Below are 17,435 nucleotides of genomic sequence, written 5' to 3' on the forward strand. Positions count from 1 at the left end.
CCCTCTCGCACAACAATCGTGACGCGGATATTCAGGTGAACGCCATTCCCAGGCAGGACACGTTCGATGTGGCTGCCTATGCCACCAAGAACTCCGAGTATGCAGACCGGCCCGCCCGAAAGGGGTTCATTACTCGCTGGTCCGAGGCGCTCGATGATCCCGACCGTTTCCTCACGGAGATCCAGGCCCTGAAGAGCAAACGGCGATACTTCGGCACCTTGGCACGGCCTCGGAATTTCGTGAACCGCCAGGGCTGGACTGCTCCTTGGGACAGGGCGGAAGTGAACTAGTCTACAGATCCAAGGAATATCGGCCCTGTTCAGGGAAATGGTACTGAGATCCGTACAGTTGCTTCATCCCGAGTCCGGAGAATGCCACCATGTCCGATCCAGCCTTGATTCAGCACATCGTTGACGCTCACCCTGTTTGCGGACTCGTGGCCCTAGCACTCTGCCTGCTGTACCGCTACCAGGTGAAGCGACTCGGCACCCTTGGCAGAAGGGACTAGGAGCATGTTGCCGAAAATGCCGTTTTGCGGGCCTTTGAGAAATGGGTGCAGCTAGAAAGACGACAACGAAACGCTTGATCTAGGGAACAAATCCCTCGAATCTCACATGAACTCCATAGACGGAATCTAGCTTGTTTGAGGCATCACTGAGCTTCCGGCCACACTTGTCACAGAGGACGACGAGAGTCTTGTCGTCTGACCAGCGCAGGATCAAAGGCTTAGTCTTAGCCAGTTCTAAAACATCTTCGGGCCAGTGACCGTTTACCCACTCCAACTTCTTGTTGTAGTCAAGAGGCAGAGGCTCTATGCGAACCGTGGTTGAATCAGAGATTGGGGTATCGGGAAGTGTGTAGTAAAACTGCTCAGCCCTGAGGTTTCCGCCAGGATTGTCTTGATAGTTTTCTTGCAGTTCATGGGGCACAGAGGGAAACTTTGCATACGTTACCGCTACGTTACCCACTCGATCTCTCTTCTTGCTGGCCCATGCCAACGGCGCACCACACCCATCGCACAAGATTTGCAAGCGGGTGTTATCGAGCCAAGTGGCCCTCACAGGCCAAGCACCAGAGATCTCGAAAGCTATCTGATCCGTTCTGATTCGTTCTCCTGGCTTCTTGTTGAGGGGTGCCGGTCCCTTGGTGAGATAAACGAAGATCCATGGATTCGTCAGGGCCGCTTTGGTGCCTTCGCGAAGTACCGTCACGCGAGAGCTACCATCCTGGCTGATCGTTGAAGAATCGATAGATTCCATTTTGGAAGTGGGTGTGTACCGGCACCCGTTGGCGAAAAGCAGGGAAAGACTGACGAGATTTATCAGCTTTTTCCTGAGCTGTTCCCGGCCCTCTTGCGGCTTTGATCCCATCCTCAAATACTAATAGGGGCTTAGAAGAACCACCCTTCCGCAAAGTCGTGTTCCCGGAAACAATGGCTGCCTGCCCGCACAAACCCTCCCGGGGGTACCCAGAAAAGCCAGCCCGAAGCCATCATGGGACCGACGCAGTAGCCAAATCCCTGTTCCTGCATATTTTCAAAAATGAAAACCGGCCGAAAACGGGTTAGCGCCAGCCGTGGAGCGCCTTTGCGTGGTCTGGGCACTCAATCTGTTCTGGGTGTGAAGGGGCGTCCTCTCGGCGACCACCCGGGTTCCCGAGGTACTCAGGGGCGGCCAGGTTGGGGATAAGATCGTTGCGCCAGAACTAGACTTGGTAGGGGCTGAAAGCTATCGTAGCGAGGCGAAAGATCACAAATGATTGATCATCCACTGGCGAACTTGTTAAAGAAGGGCACTCTAGCCAGCTTCGACTTCGCAATCACGGAACATGGTTTCACCGCCAACGGCAGAGACTACAGGTTCCTCATTCAAGACACTATGTGCATCGAGCCGGGGACGTATGAGCTGACGTTCACGCACGTAGTGCATTTAATGTACGAGACGCGTATCGATGAAACATCCTGGCGCTCAGGATGGGGAGATGAGTTTGCAACCACCGCCGCGTATAAGGCTGCCGGCGAGCCGGATGGGTACCGATTCGACATTGACTGGTTTCTTGCATACCCCGGCATCGAGACGATCGTTGCAAGCCCTCAAGCTGCCGAATGGTCAAGGCGCTTACAACGCCCGATGTACTCGGCCAGCGTCGAAACAGATCGTTTTTGGATCTCCATGGTGTTCAGCGGTGTGCATCACCGGAAAACGTCAGACGAAACTGGATTGATGAACCAAGTCGTCATTCGCAGACCGTAGTCCAAAACGAGTTAACGCGCCTCAGCTGATCTCTAGAAAGTTCCCATCCTCGGCAGCCGCCCGGGTTCCCGAGGTACTCAGGGGCGGCCAGGTTGACGCTGGCTACAGGATGCTCGCCCTCGCACTCTGCCTGCTGTACCGCTACCAGGTGAAGCGACTCGGCACCCTTGGCAGAAGGGACTAGGAGCATGTTGCCGAAGACGCCGTTTGTGAGGATCTTCGCCTCTAATTGTGTTCCTTAGGTGTCCGCGCATATTCTGATCGGCATGCACGGAATTAGAGGTGGCGCTGTTCTGTTCGTTGCGATGATGGCCCTGGGCACTGGCAACGATCCATACTCTGCGCTTACTCCGGCTCAGCGAATTATCGTCCAACCGGTCATCGAGCGATATGTGAGGGATCAACTCAAGCAAGATTGGGGCGACCTCTGGGAGATCCAAGATCAAACCGCCGACTTCAAGAACGAACTGCTCTCGGGACAGCGAGATGCTCCCAATCTGACGAAACAGCAATTTGTGGCAGCAATGCGCGAGACCATAGGTTCCGGCTATCCTCGGTTGCGTTCATTCGACCTGCGGGAGGTGAAGCCAGAGAACGGGAATTTCGTGATGATCGGCTGCGCCCTGGCCACGAGGGAAGCGTGGAAGCAACAGAGCTTCACGATTGCGGGGATCAGGATTGTGGACGGTAGCGCGCTGGTAGACCTATTCAGCATCACGGCCGATTCGTGTAAGTAGGCCGGACCTCCCGCCGTTGATCCTTGAAAGTCAGGGTTCCCGGAAACAATGGCTGCCTGCCCGCACAAACCCTCCCGGGGGTACCCAGAAAAGCCAGCCCTGCGCAATCCGTGGACCGACGCATTCGCCAAACTTCCATCCCTGCATATTTTCAAAAATGAAAACCAGCCGGAAACCGCGTTAGCGCCAGTTATAGAGCGCCTTTGCGTGCTCTGGACGCTCAACCTGTTTTGGCTGTAAACGTGGCGTCCAAACGGCTCATCCGGGTTCCCCGAGGTATTCAGGGGCGGCTAGATAGGGGATAGTGGCTGTCGCGAACTTGACCAAACTGCCTGATCAGGAACATGGCTGTGTGCGCTGGTGTCTACCTGAAAGAAGCTCCGCATGCACGGATCCGGCTTGGAAGACGAAGGAGTGCCCGTATTCATGAGAAGAACTGCACGAGTGGCCCTGTCTTGCGTATCGCTGCTTGGGATCATGCTGCCAGGTATGGCATTCGCGCCGCCCCCTGCTGTGCAGGCATCTCTTTCGCGCAATGGGCGCTTTATGATCATTGCAGACCCTGTGTATGTGAATGCTTCAGCAAGCCCGATGCGAATGCGCAGCACCACGTTCCGCATTCTTTCATCGCTTCGCAGCAACCCTGATCAAGGATGGGCACCCAATAATCAGACAAGTTTTTGGTCGAACACTATGACGTTGGCTCCTGCCGCAGGAGATGATGCGCGGGGAAGATGGCCTTTGATCTCGGAGAATGGGCAGTATGTAGCTTTGGTGCGAGTGGGAGACTGGCAGGACGGGGGGACGATACTGCTAAGCGTGTACCGCATGTGGCCGACAGTTTCGCATATTGCTGTGTACAAGGTGGCGGATCTAATGACGCAAGAGGAAAGGACCGCCGACCATCCGCCTCGAAGTTACGAACACTCGTGGTGGTGGCTGAAAGGTGGAGAGTTGGCGTTCTCTGAAGATTCCTCTGAGTTGATCTGCCGCCATCGCTCTGGCCGAACAGTGCAGATACAGCTTTCAGATGGGCGCATTGTTGGGCGAGCCAAGTAGACCTGGCTGCTCCACAGCTTTGACTAGGTCTGCCCCTGAAGAGTCTCAACCCGGCAACCACCCGGGTTCCCAAGGTACTCAGGGGCATTCGAACAGCCTTGTTCCGATCCCGGCGGCATTTTTACGCACTCCATAAAAGGGCCGCTTGGGTGCCTGGCATGCAGGCCGAGGAGCGAAACTCATGCTCACAGGCGCATTGAAGGCGCACCTGTTCGTCTCCTTGCGCCTCAAATCGCACGCTAGTGCCCCTCTGTGCCCGTCTGCATCCTTGGGCATGCTGATGCTTGACCGCAGCCGCAAGCGCCCCTTGGAGAGCCTCTAATCGCCACAAAGGAACATCTGGCTGCATTGCGGCTCTGGTGCGTTCAAGCTGGGGGTATGGGTGCCGAGAAGTTGAGCGGTTCGCGACCTTGAGGACCGACGGTCTCCAACACATACAGCCCCGCGATAAAAGAAGCCCGCAGCCATTTGCTAGTGCGGTTTGCAAGTGATGAAAGCAAAAGGTTTAGGTTTTAAACCTGAATACCTTAATACCTAGGTACCTAAAATCTTGGGTATAAAAAACACTTGAGTTTCAGTATGGTGAATGGCACGGAGGCCGAATGATCCTTACGGTCCTATCGAACAAGGGTGGTTCAGGCAAGAGCACAAGCGCCGTGCACCTGGCCGCCTATTTCCAAATGTTGGCGCCCACCCTGCTCCTTGACGGGGACCAGACGCGGAACGCTCTAGCTTGGTCACAACGTGGACCCGGCTTGCCGTTCAAGGTGGCCCCGATTGATCAAGCTGCCATGCTCGCACGGTCGCACACTCATGTAGTCATCGACACCGGTCAGCGTCTTGGTGCAGAGGATCTCAAGGCTGCCGCCGATGGATGCGATTGGCTGGTGATTCCTGCCGTACCATCTGCGCTCGATGTCGACTCTACAGGGCAGACGGTTAGGGCACTACAAGAGCTTGGGCACACTCGGTTCTGCGTCCTGCTAACCAAGGTGGCAGCCGACTCCACCCACGAGGTAAACGAACTCAGGGCACTTCTGAGCAGCATGAAAGTCCGCACAGTGAAAGCGTCCATCCCCCGCTTCAAAGCCTTTGAGCGCGCCGCTGGTGCAGGCCAGCTCGTGCAAGATATGGCCGACCGCAATGGAGTACGGGGATGGGCAGCGTACCAGGAAGCAGGAAAGGAGATCCAAAAATGGGCACGGCAAAAGTAAAGACCAGCGGGTTTGCGTCGGCTCTACAAGGCATAAGACAGAACAGCAACGGGTCACCAGCGACACCAGCAAAAGGAGAGAGGACCGCCAAGAGCACCGATCCCGCATACAAGGGCACCAAGGTGTTCCTGCACTCTGAGACCCGCAAGCTGGCATGGCGCAAGTGGGAGGATGAGCACCCGGAAACCCCAGATCTCTCAGACATGCTGCAAGCCCTCATGCTTGAGTATCTTGAACCACCTAAGCATAAAAACACCTAGGAACCTGAGAGCAGCAGATGGCAGAACTGAAAAAAGCAGCTGACATCTTGCCCGGCTTGCTTCCCAAACGAAGACGGGCACCCGGAGAATTATCCAAGCAGAAGCTTGCGGACATTGCTGCCCGAGAAAGCTTTGAGCAGCAGGAGTACGGCACAGAAAGCCTTGCCTACATGCCTAGCCAGCTCATCCAGTGCTGTTTCCCGCACGATGACCCCGGAGATGTGCCCGAGTGGTCCCGGTCCACGCCTTGGCTCACCATGAGCCTGCAACCGGGCCGGAAGACAGACAGGAAGACAGGACAGAGGGTGAGCATCGGCTATCCCTTTGGAACTGTCCCGCGCCTGCTCATGTTCTACGTGATGACACAGATCGAGCACCAAAAGAACCAGCTGAACCAGACCGCCTTGGAAAAGCGCACCGTGAGCTTAGGGGCAAGTCTGGGGCAGTTCATGAGGGCCATCAACCTGAATCCCGAGAATGGTAGCGGTAAGCGCAGTGACAAGCGACGGGTTAAGGAACAAGTGGAACGATTTGCCCGGGTCCGCGTGTCCTTTGAGCAGGAGCACCAGAAAGACGATGGATACGCCTACATCGATATGCAGGTATCAGAGTCTGGTGAGTTCTGGTGGACCTCGAAGGACACGGAGCAGACCGGACTGTTCGAGAGCCATATCACCCTATCCGAGTCGTTCTACCGCAAGGTGCTCAGTAGCCTAGTCCCGTTGGATATGGCTGCCCTGAAAGCACTCAAGAACTCTGCTCTGCACCTCGACTTGTACGCTTGGTGCCTGTATCGGTCACACACGTTAACCAAGGGTGGCAAGGGGCCGTTAACCGTGGAGTGGCCATCGTTCATGGCGCAGTCCGGGGCAGAGTACAAGCGCGTTCGTAAGTTTAGAGAGAAAGTCATCGAAGCACTCCCATCCGTTCGGCCCTACCTCAAACACATCCGAGTGGTCACAGATGAGAAAGGCATCACCATCCACCCCACTAGGAAAGCCCTGATTCCAGCCCGCTTATGATCCACAAAACTCCTGTGAATTACCCCCTTACAGGGGGATGATTTGGGGGCGCATACGGGGATGATTTGGGGGCGCGAGAAGGTGAAATACGGGGATGATTTGGGGGCGCATACTTCTTATAGATAAAGAACTCTTGTAGTTCTGTCTTGTAGCGATGAGTTTGGAAATGTGGAACACAGCAGCAAGCCACCAGCTAACCCGTTCGCAAGCGCGCACAGGCGTAAACAAAGTCAAAACCTACCTGGGGATGGGCTAGTCAACCCCAAAACCAGGCCAGACGCAGGCCGTAATCAAAGAGAACTGGGCACAGGAGGGCCGTCTACACCATGAATGGTGGATTGGCCCATCACGAAACGGAAAGTCGCTTAGAACGCCCTGGAGGCCGTTTCCCGTATGGCAGCTTGGAACTCCTGGTTACGGAAAATGGGGTCGCCCTTGCCTCCGGTGCTCCCGTTCCAATCTGGCCTGCACTCACGCTGAGGCAGAGTAGCTAGCGCCCCTTATGCCTTTGCCATCTAGACGTTGTTGTAGATCGTCTGCCGGGTCACGCCGAACTCCCGGGCCAACCGAGCTATCGGCAATCCCATCTCCACCTTGGCCTTGAGCTGCTCCACCTGTTCGGCCGTAAGCTTCTTCTGCCCGCCCCGGTACTTGCCGGCCGCCTTGGCCACCGTGATGCCTTCCCGCTGACGCTCAAGGATCATCGACCGCTCGAACTCTGCCACAGCTCCCAGAAGGTTCAGGAGCAGGTTAGCCATCGGGGAGTCGTCGCCGGTGAACGTCAGGCTCTCCTTGAGAAACCGTACCTCGACACCCTTGGTGTTCAGCTCGGAAACGATCTTGCGAAGGTCGGCCACATTCCTGGCCAGCCGATCCATGCTGTGGATCAGCACCGTGTCACCCTTGCGAACGTGAGCTATCAGGCGAGCCAGCTCCGGGCGCTTGGTGTCCTTGCCGCTCGCTTTGTCTTCAAACACCATGTCACAGCTCTGCCCGTCCAACTGGCGCATGGTGTTCTGGTCCGTGCTGCTCACCCGCTTGTAGCCAACCGTCTGTCCGTTCATGCTCGCCCCCCTTGCTAAAACGTCTAAACACAATCTAAGACGTTCATGCAAGAGTGTCAAATGAATCATAAAATGATCCAGTTTTTACATATTCAGGGATCGTTTTCGCTGGGTGAGCAGGGTATACCCGGATTGGACAGCAGCAGATCGCCCTACTCTTCCCACCAAGGCGGCTCAAACCACCCCGGCTTGAGGCGGTACGCTGCCTCGGCCAGGTGCTCAGCGATGTACAGGGAGTCATGCAGGGCACAGATCATCCGGGGCGTTCCAGCTCCAGCAAAGTCCCTGCCCTCGAACCGAGCGGTTCTGACAGCAGCTACCAGGCTTGCCATTTGCAACAAGGTCGAAAGCGGGACGCGGGGAGCAGGCATGAAGCTCAGGCTAGCTTAAAAGCGAAATAAAAGCGAAAGCATGGTGGGGTCACCCTGCCAGGCTCAGCCATGGAGCGGGTGCTCAGAAAATATGCGGTGCCCTGAAATGGGCCGCCTTGGTTCGGTCCACCCCGTACCGCCAGGTTTGGCTGCCAAGCGTTCCGTTCAGTCCCCATGCACATATGCAATGGGTTCGGGGCCGGGGCACAGAACCTTCCCGGTAGCCTTGTTAGGAATCAACAGAAAACAACAGAAAACAACAGAAAATGACAGAAAGTGGTTGCTATGCGGTGCAGTAACGCGCTATCGTTACTCAGGCAACGTGTGTTTGTTTGACTGTATATTGTAGATACATGGATCGCCTTCGGCCCACCCCTCAGGACCTTGAGCAGGAAGAAAAGCAAGAGCGTGCGGATTATTGGGAAACCCATAGCCTCCCGGCAATGACCACAATCCAGGAGCGCACGGCTGGCTTGATGCGTACCACTGGTCGGATCCCGTTAGCCGACAGGATGGATCTGTGTGGCAGGCGTAAGGGACCTTATGCTCCCACTCGTTCCCTGTGTGCCAGCATGTTCTGTCCATTCTGTGTCTCGTTCACTGCTTTCAAACAGAAACAGTGGCTGCATAGAAGAGTGCTTTCCCGGGCACCCCAAAAGCTTTCCTGGGTGCACATCACTGCCACCATCCATGACTGCCTGCCTGCAGAACTCCGGCAGAATGCTCAGGCTGCAATCACTGGAACCGAACGGCTGATGAAGCACCCAGAGGTCAAACCTCTACTCCGGGGCCATTTTGCGTCCTTCGAGTACAGCGTGCCTGCTCAGAATCCAACCCACACCTCCTGCCACACCCATACGCTCGCCGCCTTTGCACAGAAGACGGGCACAAAGCTCCCTTCGGCTGAACAGTGGTCCTCGTGGTGGCTGACCCTCTCGCACAACAATCGTGACCGGGATATTCAGGTGAACGCCATTCCCAGGCAGGACACGTTCGATGTGGCTGCCTATGCCACCAAGAACTCCGAGTATGCAGACCGGCCCGCCCGAAAGGGGTTCATTACTCGCTGGTCCGAGGCGCTCGATGATCCCGACCGTTTCCTCACGGAGATCCAGGCCCTGAAGAGCAAACGGCGATACTTCGGCACCTTGGCACGGCCTCGGAATTTCGTGAACCGCCAGGGCTGGACTGCTCCTTGGGACAGGGCGGAAGTGAACTAGTCTACAGATCCAAGGAATATCGGCCCTGTTCAGGGAAATGGTACTGAGATCCGTACAGTTGCTTCATCCCGAGTCCGGAGAATGCCACCATGTCCGATCCAGCCTTGATTCAGCACATCGTTGACGCTCACCCTGTTTGCGGACTCGTGGCCCTAGCACTCTGCCTGCTGTACCGCTACCAGGTGAAGCGACTCGGCACCCTTGGCAGAAGGGACTAGGAGCATGTTGCCGAAAATGCCGTTTTGCGGGCCTTTGAGAAATGGGTGCAGCTAGAAAGACGACAACGAAACGCTTGATCTAGGGAACAAATCCCTCGAATCTCACATGAACTCCATAGACGGAATCTAGCTTGTTTGAGGCATCACTGAGCTTCCGGCCACACTTGTCACAGAGGACGACGAGAGTCTTGTCGTCTGACCAGCGCAGGATCAAAGGCTTAGTCTTAGCCAGTTCTAAAACATCTTCGGGCCAGTGACCGTTTACCCACTCCAACTTCTTGTTGTAGTCAAGAGGCAGAGGCTCTATGCGAACCGTGGTTGAATCAGAGATTGGGGTATCGGGAAGTGTGTAGTAAAACTGCTCAGCCCTGAGGTTTCCGCCAGGATTGTCTTGATAGTTTTCTTGCAGTTCATGGGGCACAGAGGGAAACTTTGCATACGTTACCGCTACGTTACCCACTCGATCTCTCTTCTTGCTGGCCCATGCCAACGGCGCACCACACCCATCGCACAAGATTTGCAAGCGGGTGTTATCGAGCCAAGTGGCCCTCACAGGCCAAGCACCAGAGATCTCGAAAGCTATCTGATCCGTTCTGATTCGTTCTCCTGGCTTCTTGTTGAGGGGTGCCGGTCCCTTGGTGAGATAAACGAAGATCCATGGATTCGTCAGGGCCGCTTTGGTGCCTTCGCGAAGTACCGTCACGCGAGAGCTACCATCCTGGCTGATCGTTGAAGAATCGATAGATTCCATTTTGGAAGTGGGTGTGTACCGGCACCCGTTGGCGAAAAGCAGGGAAAGACTGACGAGATTTATCAGCTTTTTCCTGAGCTGTTCCCGGCCCTCTTGCGGCTTTGATCCCATCCTCAAATACTAATAGGGGCTTAGAAGAACCACCCTTCCGCAAAGTCGTGTTCCCGGAAACAATGGCTGCCTGCCCGCACAAACCCTCCCGGGGGTACCCAGAAAAGCCAGCCCGAAGCCATCATGGGACCGACGCAGTAGCCAAATCCCTGTTCCTGCATATTTTCAAAAATGAAAACCGGCCGAAAACGGGTTAGCGCCAGCCGTGGAGCGCCTTTGCGTGGTCTGGGCACTCAATCTGTTCTGGGTGTGAAGGGGCGTCCTCTCGGCGACCACCCGGGTTCCCGAGGTACTCAGGGGCGGCCAGGTTGGGGATAAGATCGTTGCGCCAGAACTAGACTTGGTAGGGGCTGAAAGCTATCGTAGCGAGGCGAAAGATCACAAATGATTGATCATCCACTGGCGAACTTGTTAAAGAAGGGCACTCTAGCCAGCTTCGACTTCGCAATCACGGAACATGGTTTCACCGCCAACGGCAGAGACTACAGGTTCCTCATTCAAGACACTATGTGCATCGAGCCGGGGACGTATGAGCTGACGTTCACGCACGTAGTGCATTTAATGTACGAGACGCGTATCGATGAAACATCCTGGCGCTCAGGATGGGGAGATGAGTTTGCAACCACCGCCGCGTATAAGGCTGCCGGCGAGCCGGATGGGTACCGATTCGACATTGACTGGTTTCTTGCATACCCCGGCATCGAGACGATCGTTGCAAGCCCTCAAGCTGCCGAATGGTCAAGGCGCTTACAACGCCCGATGTACTCGGCCAGCGTCGAAACAGATCGTTTTTGGATCTCCATGGTGTTCAGCGGTGTGCATCACCGGAAAACGTCAGACGAAACTGGATTGATGAACCAAGTCGTCATTCGCAGACCGTAGTCCAAAACGAGTTAACGCGCCTCAGCTGATCTCTAGAAAGTTCCCATCCTCGGCAGCCGCCCGGGTTCCCGAGGTACTCAGGGGCGGCCAGGTTGACGCTGGCTACAGGATGCTCGCCCTCGCACTCTGCCTGCTGTACCGCTACCAGGTGAAGCGACTCGGCACCCTTGGCAGAAGGGACTAGGAGCATGTTGCCGAAGACGCCGTTTGTGAGGATCTTCGCCTCTAATTGTGTTCCTTAGGTGTCCGCGCATATTCTGATCGGCATGCACGGAATTAGAGGTGGCGCTGTTCTGTTCGTTGCGATGATGGCCCTGGGCACTGGCAACGATCCATACTCTGCGCTTACTCCGGCTCAGCGAATTATCGTCCAACCGGTCATCGAGCGATATGTGAGGGATCAACTCAAGCAAGATTGGGGCGACCTCTGGGAGATCCAAGATCAAACCGCCGACTTCAAGAACGAACTGCTCTCGGGACAGCGAGATGCTCCCAATCTGACGAAACAGCAATTTGTGGCAGCAATGCGCGAGACCATAGGTTCCGGCTATCCTCGGTTGCGTTCATTCGACCTGCGGGAGGTGAAGCCAGAGAACGGGAATTTCGTGATGATCGGCTGCGCCCTGGCCACGAGGGAAGCGTGGAAGCAACAGAGCTTCACGATTGCGGGGATCAGGATTGTGGACGGTAGCGCGCTGGTAGACCTATTCAGCATCACGGCCGATTCGTGTAAGTAGGCCGGACCTCCCGCCGTTGATCCTTGAAAGTCAGGGTTCCCGGAAACAATGGCTGCCTGCCCGCACAAACCCTCCCGGGGGTACCCAGAAAAGCCAGCCCTGCGCAATCCGTGGACCGACGCATTCGCCAAACTTCCATCCCTGCATATTTTCAAAAATGAAAACCAGCCGGAAACCGCGTTAGCGCCAGTTATAGAGCGCCTTTGCGTGCTCTGGACGCTCAACCTGTTTTGGCTGTAAACGTGGCGTCCAAACGGCTCATCCGGGTTCCCCGAGGTATTCAGGGGCGGCTAGATAGGGGATAGTGGCTGTCGCGAACTTGACCAAACTGCCTGATCAGGAACATGGCTGTGTGCGCTGGTGTCTACCTGAAAGAAGCTCCGCATGCACGGATCCGGCTTGGAAGACGAAGGAGTGCCCGTATTCATGAGAAGAACTGCACGAGTGGCCCTGTCTTGCGTATCGCTGCTTGGGATCATGCTGCCAGGTATGGCATTCGCGCCGCCCCCTGCTGTGCAGGCATCTCTTTCGCGCAATGGGCGCTTTATGATCATTGCAGACCCTGTGTATGTGAATGCTTCAGCAAGCCCGATGCGAATGCGCAGCACCACGTTCCGCATTCTTTCATCGCTTCGCAGCAACCCTGATCAAGGATGGGCACCCAATAATCAGACAAGTTTTTGGTCGAACACTATGACGTTGGCTCCTGCCGCAGGAGATGATGCGCGGGGAAGATGGCCTTTGATCTCGGAGAATGGGCAGTATGTAGCTTTGGTGCGAGTGGGAGACTGGCAGGACGGGGGGACGATACTGCTAAGCGTGTACCGCATGTGGCCGACAGTTTCGCATATTGCTGTGTACAAGGTGGCGGATCTAATGACGCAAGAGGAAAGGACCGCCGACCATCCGCCTCGAAGTTACGAACACTCGTGGTGGTGGCTGAAAGGTGGAGAGTTGGCGTTCTCTGAAGATTCCTCTGAGTTGATCTGCCGCCATCGCTCTGGCCGAACAGTGCAGATACAGCTTTCAGATGGGCGCATTGTTGGGCGAGCCAAGTAGACCTGGCTGCTCCACAGCTTTGACTAGGTCTGCCCCTGAAGAGTCTCAACCCGGCAACCACCCGGGTTCCCAAGGTACTCAGGGGCATTCGAACAGCCTTGTTCCGATCCCGGCGGCATTTTTACGCACTCCATAAAAGGGCCGCTTGGGTGCCTGGCATGCAGGCCGAGGAGCGAAACTCATGCTCACAGGCGCATTGAAGGCGCACCTGTTCGTCTCCTTGCGCCTCAAATCGCACGCTAGTGCCCCTCTGTGCCCGTCTGCATCCTTGGGCATGCTGATGCTTGACCGCAGCCGCAAGCGCCCCTTGGAGAGCCTCTAATCGCCACAAAGGAACATCTGGCTGCATTGCGGCTCTGGTGCGTTCAAGCTGGGGGTATGGGTGCCGAGAAGTTGAGCGGTTCGCGACCTTGAGGACCGACGGTCTCCAACACATACAGCCCCGCGATAAAAGAAGCCCGCAGCCATTTGCTAGTGCGGTTTGCAAGTGATGAAAGCAAAAGGTTTAGGTTTTAAACCTGAATACCTTAATACCTAGGTACCTAAAATCTTGGGTATAAAAAACACTTGAGTTTCAGTATGGTGAATGGCACGGAGGCCGAATGATCCTTACGGTCCTATCGAACAAGGGTGGTTCAGGCAAGAGCACAAGCGCCGTGCACCTGGCCGCCTATTTCCAAATGTTGGCGCCCACCCTGCTCCTTGACGGGGACCAGACGCGGAACGCTCTAGCTTGGTCACAACGTGGACCCGGCTTGCCGTTCAAGGTGGCCCCGATTGATCAAGCTGCCATGCTCGCACGGTCGCACACTCATGTAGTCATCGACACCGGTCAGCGTCTTGGTGCAGAGGATCTCAAGGCTGCCGCCGATGGATGCGATTGGCTGGTGATTCCTGCCGTACCATCTGCGCTCGATGTCGACTCTACAGGGCAGACGGTTAGGGCACTACAAGAGCTTGGGCACACTCGGTTCTGCGTCCTGCTAACCAAGGTGGCAGCCGACTCCACCCACGAGGTAAACGAACTCAGGGCACTTCTGAGCAGCATGAAAGTCCGCACAGTGAAAGCGTCCATCCCCCGCTTCAAAGCCTTTGAGCGCGCCGCTGGTGCAGGCCAGCTCGTGCAAGATATGGCCGACCGCAATGGAGTACGGGGATGGGCAGCGTACCAGGAAGCAGGAAAGGAGATCCAAAAATGGGCACGGCAAAAGTAAAGACCAGCGGGTTTGCGTCGGCTCTACAAGGCATAAGACAGAACAGCAACGGGTCACCAGCGACACCAGCAAAAGGAGAGAGGACCGCCAAGAGCACCGATCCCGCATACAAGGGCACCAAGGTGTTCCTGCACTCTGAGACCCGCAAGCTGGCATGGCGCAAGTGGGAGGATGAGCACCCGGAAACCCCAGATCTCTCAGACATGCTGCAAGCCCTCATGCTTGAGTATCTTGAACCACCTAAGCATAAAAACACCTAGGAACCTGAGAGCAGCAGATGGCAGAACTGAAAAAAGCAGCTGACATCTTGCCCGGCTTGCTTCCCAAACGAAGACGGGCACCCGGAGAATTATCCAAGCAGAAGCTTGCGGACATTGCTGCCCGAGAAAGCTTTGAGCAGCAGGAGTACGGCACAGAAAGCCTTGCCTACATGCCTAGCCAGCTCATCCAGTGCTGTTTCCCGCACGATGACCCCGGAGATGTGCCCGAGTGGTCCCGGTCCACGCCTTGGCTCACCATGAGCCTGCAACCGGGCCGGAAGACAGACAGGAAGACAGGACAGAGGGTGAGCATCGGCTATCCCTTTGGAACTGTCCCGCGCCTGCTCATGTTCTACGTGATGACACAGATCGAGCACCAAAAGAACCAGCTGAACCAGACCGCCTTGGAAAAGCGCACCGTGAGCTTAGGGGCAAGTCTGGGGCAGTTCATGAGGGCCATCAACCTGAATCCCGAGAATGGTAGCGGTAAGCGCAGTGACAAGCGACGGGTTAAGGAACAAGTGGAACGATTTGCCCGGGTCCGCGTGTCCTTTGAGCAGGAGCACCAGAAAGACGATGGATACGCCTACATCGATATGCAGGTATCAGAGTCTGGTGAGTTCTGGTGGACCTCGAAGGACACGGAGCAGACCGGACTGTTCGAGAGCCATATCACCCTATCCGAGTCGTTCTACCGCAAGGTGCTCAGTAGCCTAGTCCCGTTGGATATGGCTGCCCTGAAAGCACTCAAGAACTCTGCTCTGCACCTCGACTTGTACGCTTGGTGCCTGTATCGGTCACACACGTTAACCAAGGGTGGCAAGGGGCCGTTAACCGTGGAGTGGCCATCGTTCATGGCGCAGTCCGGGGCAGAGTACAAGCGCGTTCGTAAGTTTAGAGAGAAAGTCATCGAAGCACTCCCATCCGTTCGGCCCTACCTCAAACACATCCGAGTGGTCACAGATGAGAAAGGCATCACCATCCACCCCACTAGGAAAGCCCTGATTCCAGCCCGCTTATGATCCACAAAACTCCTGTGAATTACCCCCTTACAGGGGGATGATTTGGGGGCGCATACGGGGATGATTTGGGGGCGCGAGAAGGTGAAATACGGGGATGATTTGGGGGCGCATACTTCTTATAGATAAAGAACTCTTGTAGTTCTGTCTTGTAGCGATGAGTTTGGAAATGTGGAACACAGCAGCAAGCCACCAGCTAACCCGTTCGCAAGCGCGCACAGGCGTAAACAAAGTCAAAACCTACCTGGGGATGGGCTAGTCAACCCCAAAACCAGGCCAGACGCAGGCCGTAATCAAAGAGAACTGGGCACAGGAGGGCCGTCTACACCATGAATGGTGGATTGGCCCATCACGAAACGGAAAGTCGCTTAGAACGCCCTGGAGGCCGTTTCCCGTATGGCAGCTTGGAACTCCTGGTTACGGAAAATGGGGTCGCCCTTGCCTCCGGTGCTCCCGTTCCAATCTGGCCTGCACTCACGCTGAGGCAGAGTAGCTAGCGCCCCTTATGCCTTTGCCATCTAGACGTTGTTGTAGATCGTCTGCCGGGTCACGCCGAACTCCCGGGCCAACCGAGCTATCGGCAATCCCATCTCCACCTTGGCCTTGAGCTGCTCCACCTGTTCGGCCGTAAGCTTCTTCTGCCCGCCCCGGTACTTGCCGGCCGCCTTGGCCACCGTGATGCCTTCCCGCTGACGCTCAAGGATCATCGACCGCTCGAACTCTGCCACAGCTCCCAGAAGGTTCAGGAGCAGGTTAGCCATCGGGGAGTCGTCGCCGGTGAACGTCAGGCTCTCCTTGAGAAACCGTACCTCGACACCCTTGGTGTTCAGCTCGGAAACGATCTTGCGAAGGTCGGCCACATTCCTGGCCAGCCGATCCATGCTGTGGATCAGCACCGTGTCACCCTTGCGAACGTGAGCTATCAGGCGAGCCAGCTCCGGGCGCTTGGTGTCCTTGCCGCTCGCTTTGTCTTCAAACACCATGTCACAGCTCTGCCCGTCCAACTGGCGCATGGTGTTCTGGTCCGTGCTGCTCACCCGCTTGTAGCCAACCGTCTGTCCGTTCATGCTCGCCCCCCTTGCTAAAACGTCTAAACACAATCTAAGACGTTCATGCAAGAGTGTCAAATGAATCATAAAATGATCCAGTTTTTACATATTCAGGGATCGTTTTCGCTGGGTGAGCAGGGTATACCCGGATTGGACAGCAGCAGATCGCCCTACTCTTCCCACCAAGGCGGCTCAAACCACCCCGGCTTGAGGCGGTACGCTGCCTCGGCCAGGTGCTCAGCGATGTACAGGGAGTCATGCAGGGCACAGATCATCCGGGGCGTTCCAGCTCCAGCAAAGTCCCTGCCCTCGAACCGAGCGGTTCTGACAGCAGCTACCAGGCTTGCCATTTGCAACAAGGTCGAAAGCGGGACGCGGGGAGCAGGCATGAAGCTCAGGCTAGCTTAAAAGCGAAATAAAAGCGAAAGCATGGTGGGGTCACCCTGCCAGGCTCAGCCATGGAGCGGGTGCTCAGAAAATATGCGGTGCCCTGAAATGGGCCGCCTTGGTTCGGTCCACCCCGTACCGCCAGGTTTGGCTGCCAAGCGTTCCGTTCAGTCCCCATGCACATATGCAATGGGTTCGGGGCCGGGGCACAGAACCTTCCCGGTAGCCTTGTTAGGAATCAACAGAAAACAACAGAAAACAACAGAAAATGACAGAAAGTGGTTGCTATGCGGTGCAGTAACGCGCTATCGTTACTCAGGCAACGTGTGTTTGTTTGACTGTATATTGTAGATACATGGATCGCCTTCGGCCCACCCCTCAGGACCTTGAGCAGGAAGAAAAGCAAGAGCGTGCGGATTATTGGGAAACCCATAGCCTCCCGGCAATGACCACAATCCAGGAGCGCACGGCTGGCTTGATGCGTACCACTGGTCGGATCCCGTTAGCCGACAGGATGGATCTGTGTGGCAGGCGTAAGGGACCTTATGC

18 protein-coding genes are annotated in these 17,435 nt (G+C 55.9%); 14 read left to right on the plus strand and 4 right to left on the minus strand.

Features of this window, described 5'->3' with window-relative positions:
- The coding region (locus D1Y84_RS17790; protein WP_158615247.1) for a hypothetical protein at window positions 1-290 on the plus strand (290 nt) is incomplete at its 5' end.
- A gap of 297 nt (window positions 291-587) precedes the next feature.
- Here D1Y84_RS17790 and D1Y84_RS00835 read toward each other — a convergent pair.
- Window positions 588-1,211, minus strand: coding sequence for a hypothetical protein (locus D1Y84_RS00835; RefSeq protein ID WP_124846835.1), 624 nt, complete (start codon window positions 1,209-1,211; stop codon window positions 588-590).
- A gap of 543 nt (window positions 1,212-1,754) precedes the next feature.
- Between D1Y84_RS00835 and D1Y84_RS00840 the strand changes: the two genes are divergently transcribed.
- The 6 genes from D1Y84_RS00840 (at window position 1,755) to D1Y84_RS00865 (ending at window position 6,544) form a co-directional block, all read left to right on the plus strand.
- Complete coding sequence (locus D1Y84_RS00840; protein WP_124846836.1) at window positions 1,755-2,252, plus strand: hypothetical protein; 498 nt, start codon at window positions 1,755-1,757, stop codon at window positions 2,250-2,252.
- Window positions 2,253-2,494: 242 nt separating this feature from the next.
- Window positions 2,495-2,989 carry a hypothetical protein gene (locus D1Y84_RS00845; RefSeq protein WP_124846837.1) on the plus strand — a complete coding sequence of 165 codons (495 nt, stop codon included), beginning with the start codon at window positions 2,495-2,497 and terminating at the stop codon, window positions 2,987-2,989.
- 426 nt (window positions 2,990-3,415) lie between these two features.
- Window positions 3,416-4,048, plus strand: coding sequence for a hypothetical protein (locus D1Y84_RS00850; RefSeq protein ID WP_124846838.1), 633 nt, complete (start codon window positions 3,416-3,418; stop codon window positions 4,046-4,048).
- A gap of 602 nt (window positions 4,049-4,650) precedes the next feature.
- Window positions 4,651-5,262, plus strand: a complete 612-nt coding sequence (locus tag D1Y84_RS00855) for a ParA family protein (protein WP_124846839.1) — start codon at window positions 4,651-4,653, stop codon at window positions 5,260-5,262.
- On the plus strand, window positions 5,244-5,522 hold the full coding sequence (locus D1Y84_RS00860; RefSeq protein WP_124846840.1) for a hypothetical protein: 279 nt from the start codon (window positions 5,244-5,246) through the stop codon (window positions 5,520-5,522). The genes D1Y84_RS00855 and D1Y84_RS00860 overlap by 19 nt, the downstream gene beginning before the upstream one ends.
- Before the next feature lie 17 nt (window positions 5,523-5,539).
- Window positions 5,540-6,544: a replication protein RepA gene (locus tag D1Y84_RS00865; RefSeq protein ID WP_124846841.1), complete on the plus strand. Its 1,005-nt coding sequence runs from the start codon at window positions 5,540-5,542 to the stop codon at window positions 6,542-6,544.
- Window positions 6,545-7,059: 515 nt separating this feature from the next.
- On the opposite strand, the gene D1Y84_RS00870 is transcribed toward D1Y84_RS00865, so the two are convergent.
- Window positions 7,060-7,608, minus strand: coding sequence for a recombinase family protein (locus tag D1Y84_RS00870; RefSeq protein WP_124846842.1), 549 nt, complete (start codon window positions 7,606-7,608; stop codon window positions 7,060-7,062).
- An 883-nt stretch (window positions 7,609-8,491) separates the two neighbouring features.
- On the opposite strand from D1Y84_RS00870, the gene D1Y84_RS17795 reads away from it, so the two are divergent.
- A complete protein-coding gene (locus D1Y84_RS17795; protein ID WP_255424327.1) occupies window positions 8,492-9,199 on the plus strand; it encodes a protein rep in 708 nt (235 codons plus the stop codon).
- A gap of 297 nt (window positions 9,200-9,496) precedes the next feature.
- On the opposite strand, the gene D1Y84_RS00880 is transcribed toward D1Y84_RS17795, so the two are convergent.
- The gene (locus tag D1Y84_RS00880) at window positions 9,497-10,120 is read right to left on the minus strand and encodes a hypothetical protein (RefSeq protein ID WP_124846835.1); all 624 of its coding nucleotides are present in this window, start codon (window positions 10,118-10,120) and stop codon (window positions 9,497-9,499) included.
- A 543-nt stretch (window positions 10,121-10,663) separates the two neighbouring features.
- On the opposite strand from D1Y84_RS00880, the gene D1Y84_RS00885 reads away from it, so the two are divergent.
- From D1Y84_RS00885 to D1Y84_RS00910, 6 genes are all read left to right on the plus strand, one after another.
- A complete protein-coding gene (locus D1Y84_RS00885) occupies window positions 10,664-11,161 on the plus strand; it encodes a hypothetical protein (protein WP_124846836.1) in 498 nt (165 codons plus the stop codon).
- 242 nt (window positions 11,162-11,403) lie between these two features.
- On the plus strand, window positions 11,404-11,898 hold the full coding sequence (locus tag D1Y84_RS00890) for a hypothetical protein (protein WP_124846837.1): 495 nt from the start codon (window positions 11,404-11,406) through the stop codon (window positions 11,896-11,898).
- A gap of 426 nt (window positions 11,899-12,324) precedes the next feature.
- Entirely contained in the window at window positions 12,325-12,957 is a 633-nt protein-coding gene (locus tag D1Y84_RS00895; protein WP_124846838.1) for a hypothetical protein, read from the plus strand.
- Between the two features lie 602 nt (window positions 12,958-13,559).
- Window positions 13,560-14,171 (plus strand): ParA family protein, encoded by a 612-nt coding sequence (locus D1Y84_RS00900; RefSeq protein WP_124846839.1) that lies wholly within the window; start codon window positions 13,560-13,562, stop codon window positions 14,169-14,171.
- Entirely contained in the window at window positions 14,153-14,431 is a 279-nt protein-coding gene (locus D1Y84_RS00905) for a hypothetical protein (RefSeq protein ID WP_124846840.1), read from the plus strand. Before D1Y84_RS00900 ends, D1Y84_RS00905 begins: the two co-directional genes overlap by 19 nt.
- A gap of 17 nt (window positions 14,432-14,448) precedes the next feature.
- Window positions 14,449-15,453 carry a replication protein RepA gene (locus tag D1Y84_RS00910; RefSeq protein WP_124846841.1) on the plus strand — a complete coding sequence of 335 codons (1,005 nt, stop codon included), beginning with the start codon at window positions 14,449-14,451 and terminating at the stop codon, window positions 15,451-15,453.
- A gap of 515 nt (window positions 15,454-15,968) precedes the next feature.
- On the opposite strand, the gene D1Y84_RS00915 is transcribed toward D1Y84_RS00910, so the two are convergent.
- Entirely contained in the window at window positions 15,969-16,517 is a 549-nt protein-coding gene (locus D1Y84_RS00915) for a recombinase family protein (protein WP_124846842.1), read from the minus strand.
- Window positions 16,518-17,435: the final 918 nt, after the last annotated feature.

Origin of the sequence: Acidipila sp. EB88, from assembly GCF_003858395.1 — a bacterium.
GTDB lineage: Bacteria > Acidobacteriota > Terriglobia > Terriglobales > Acidobacteriaceae > EB88.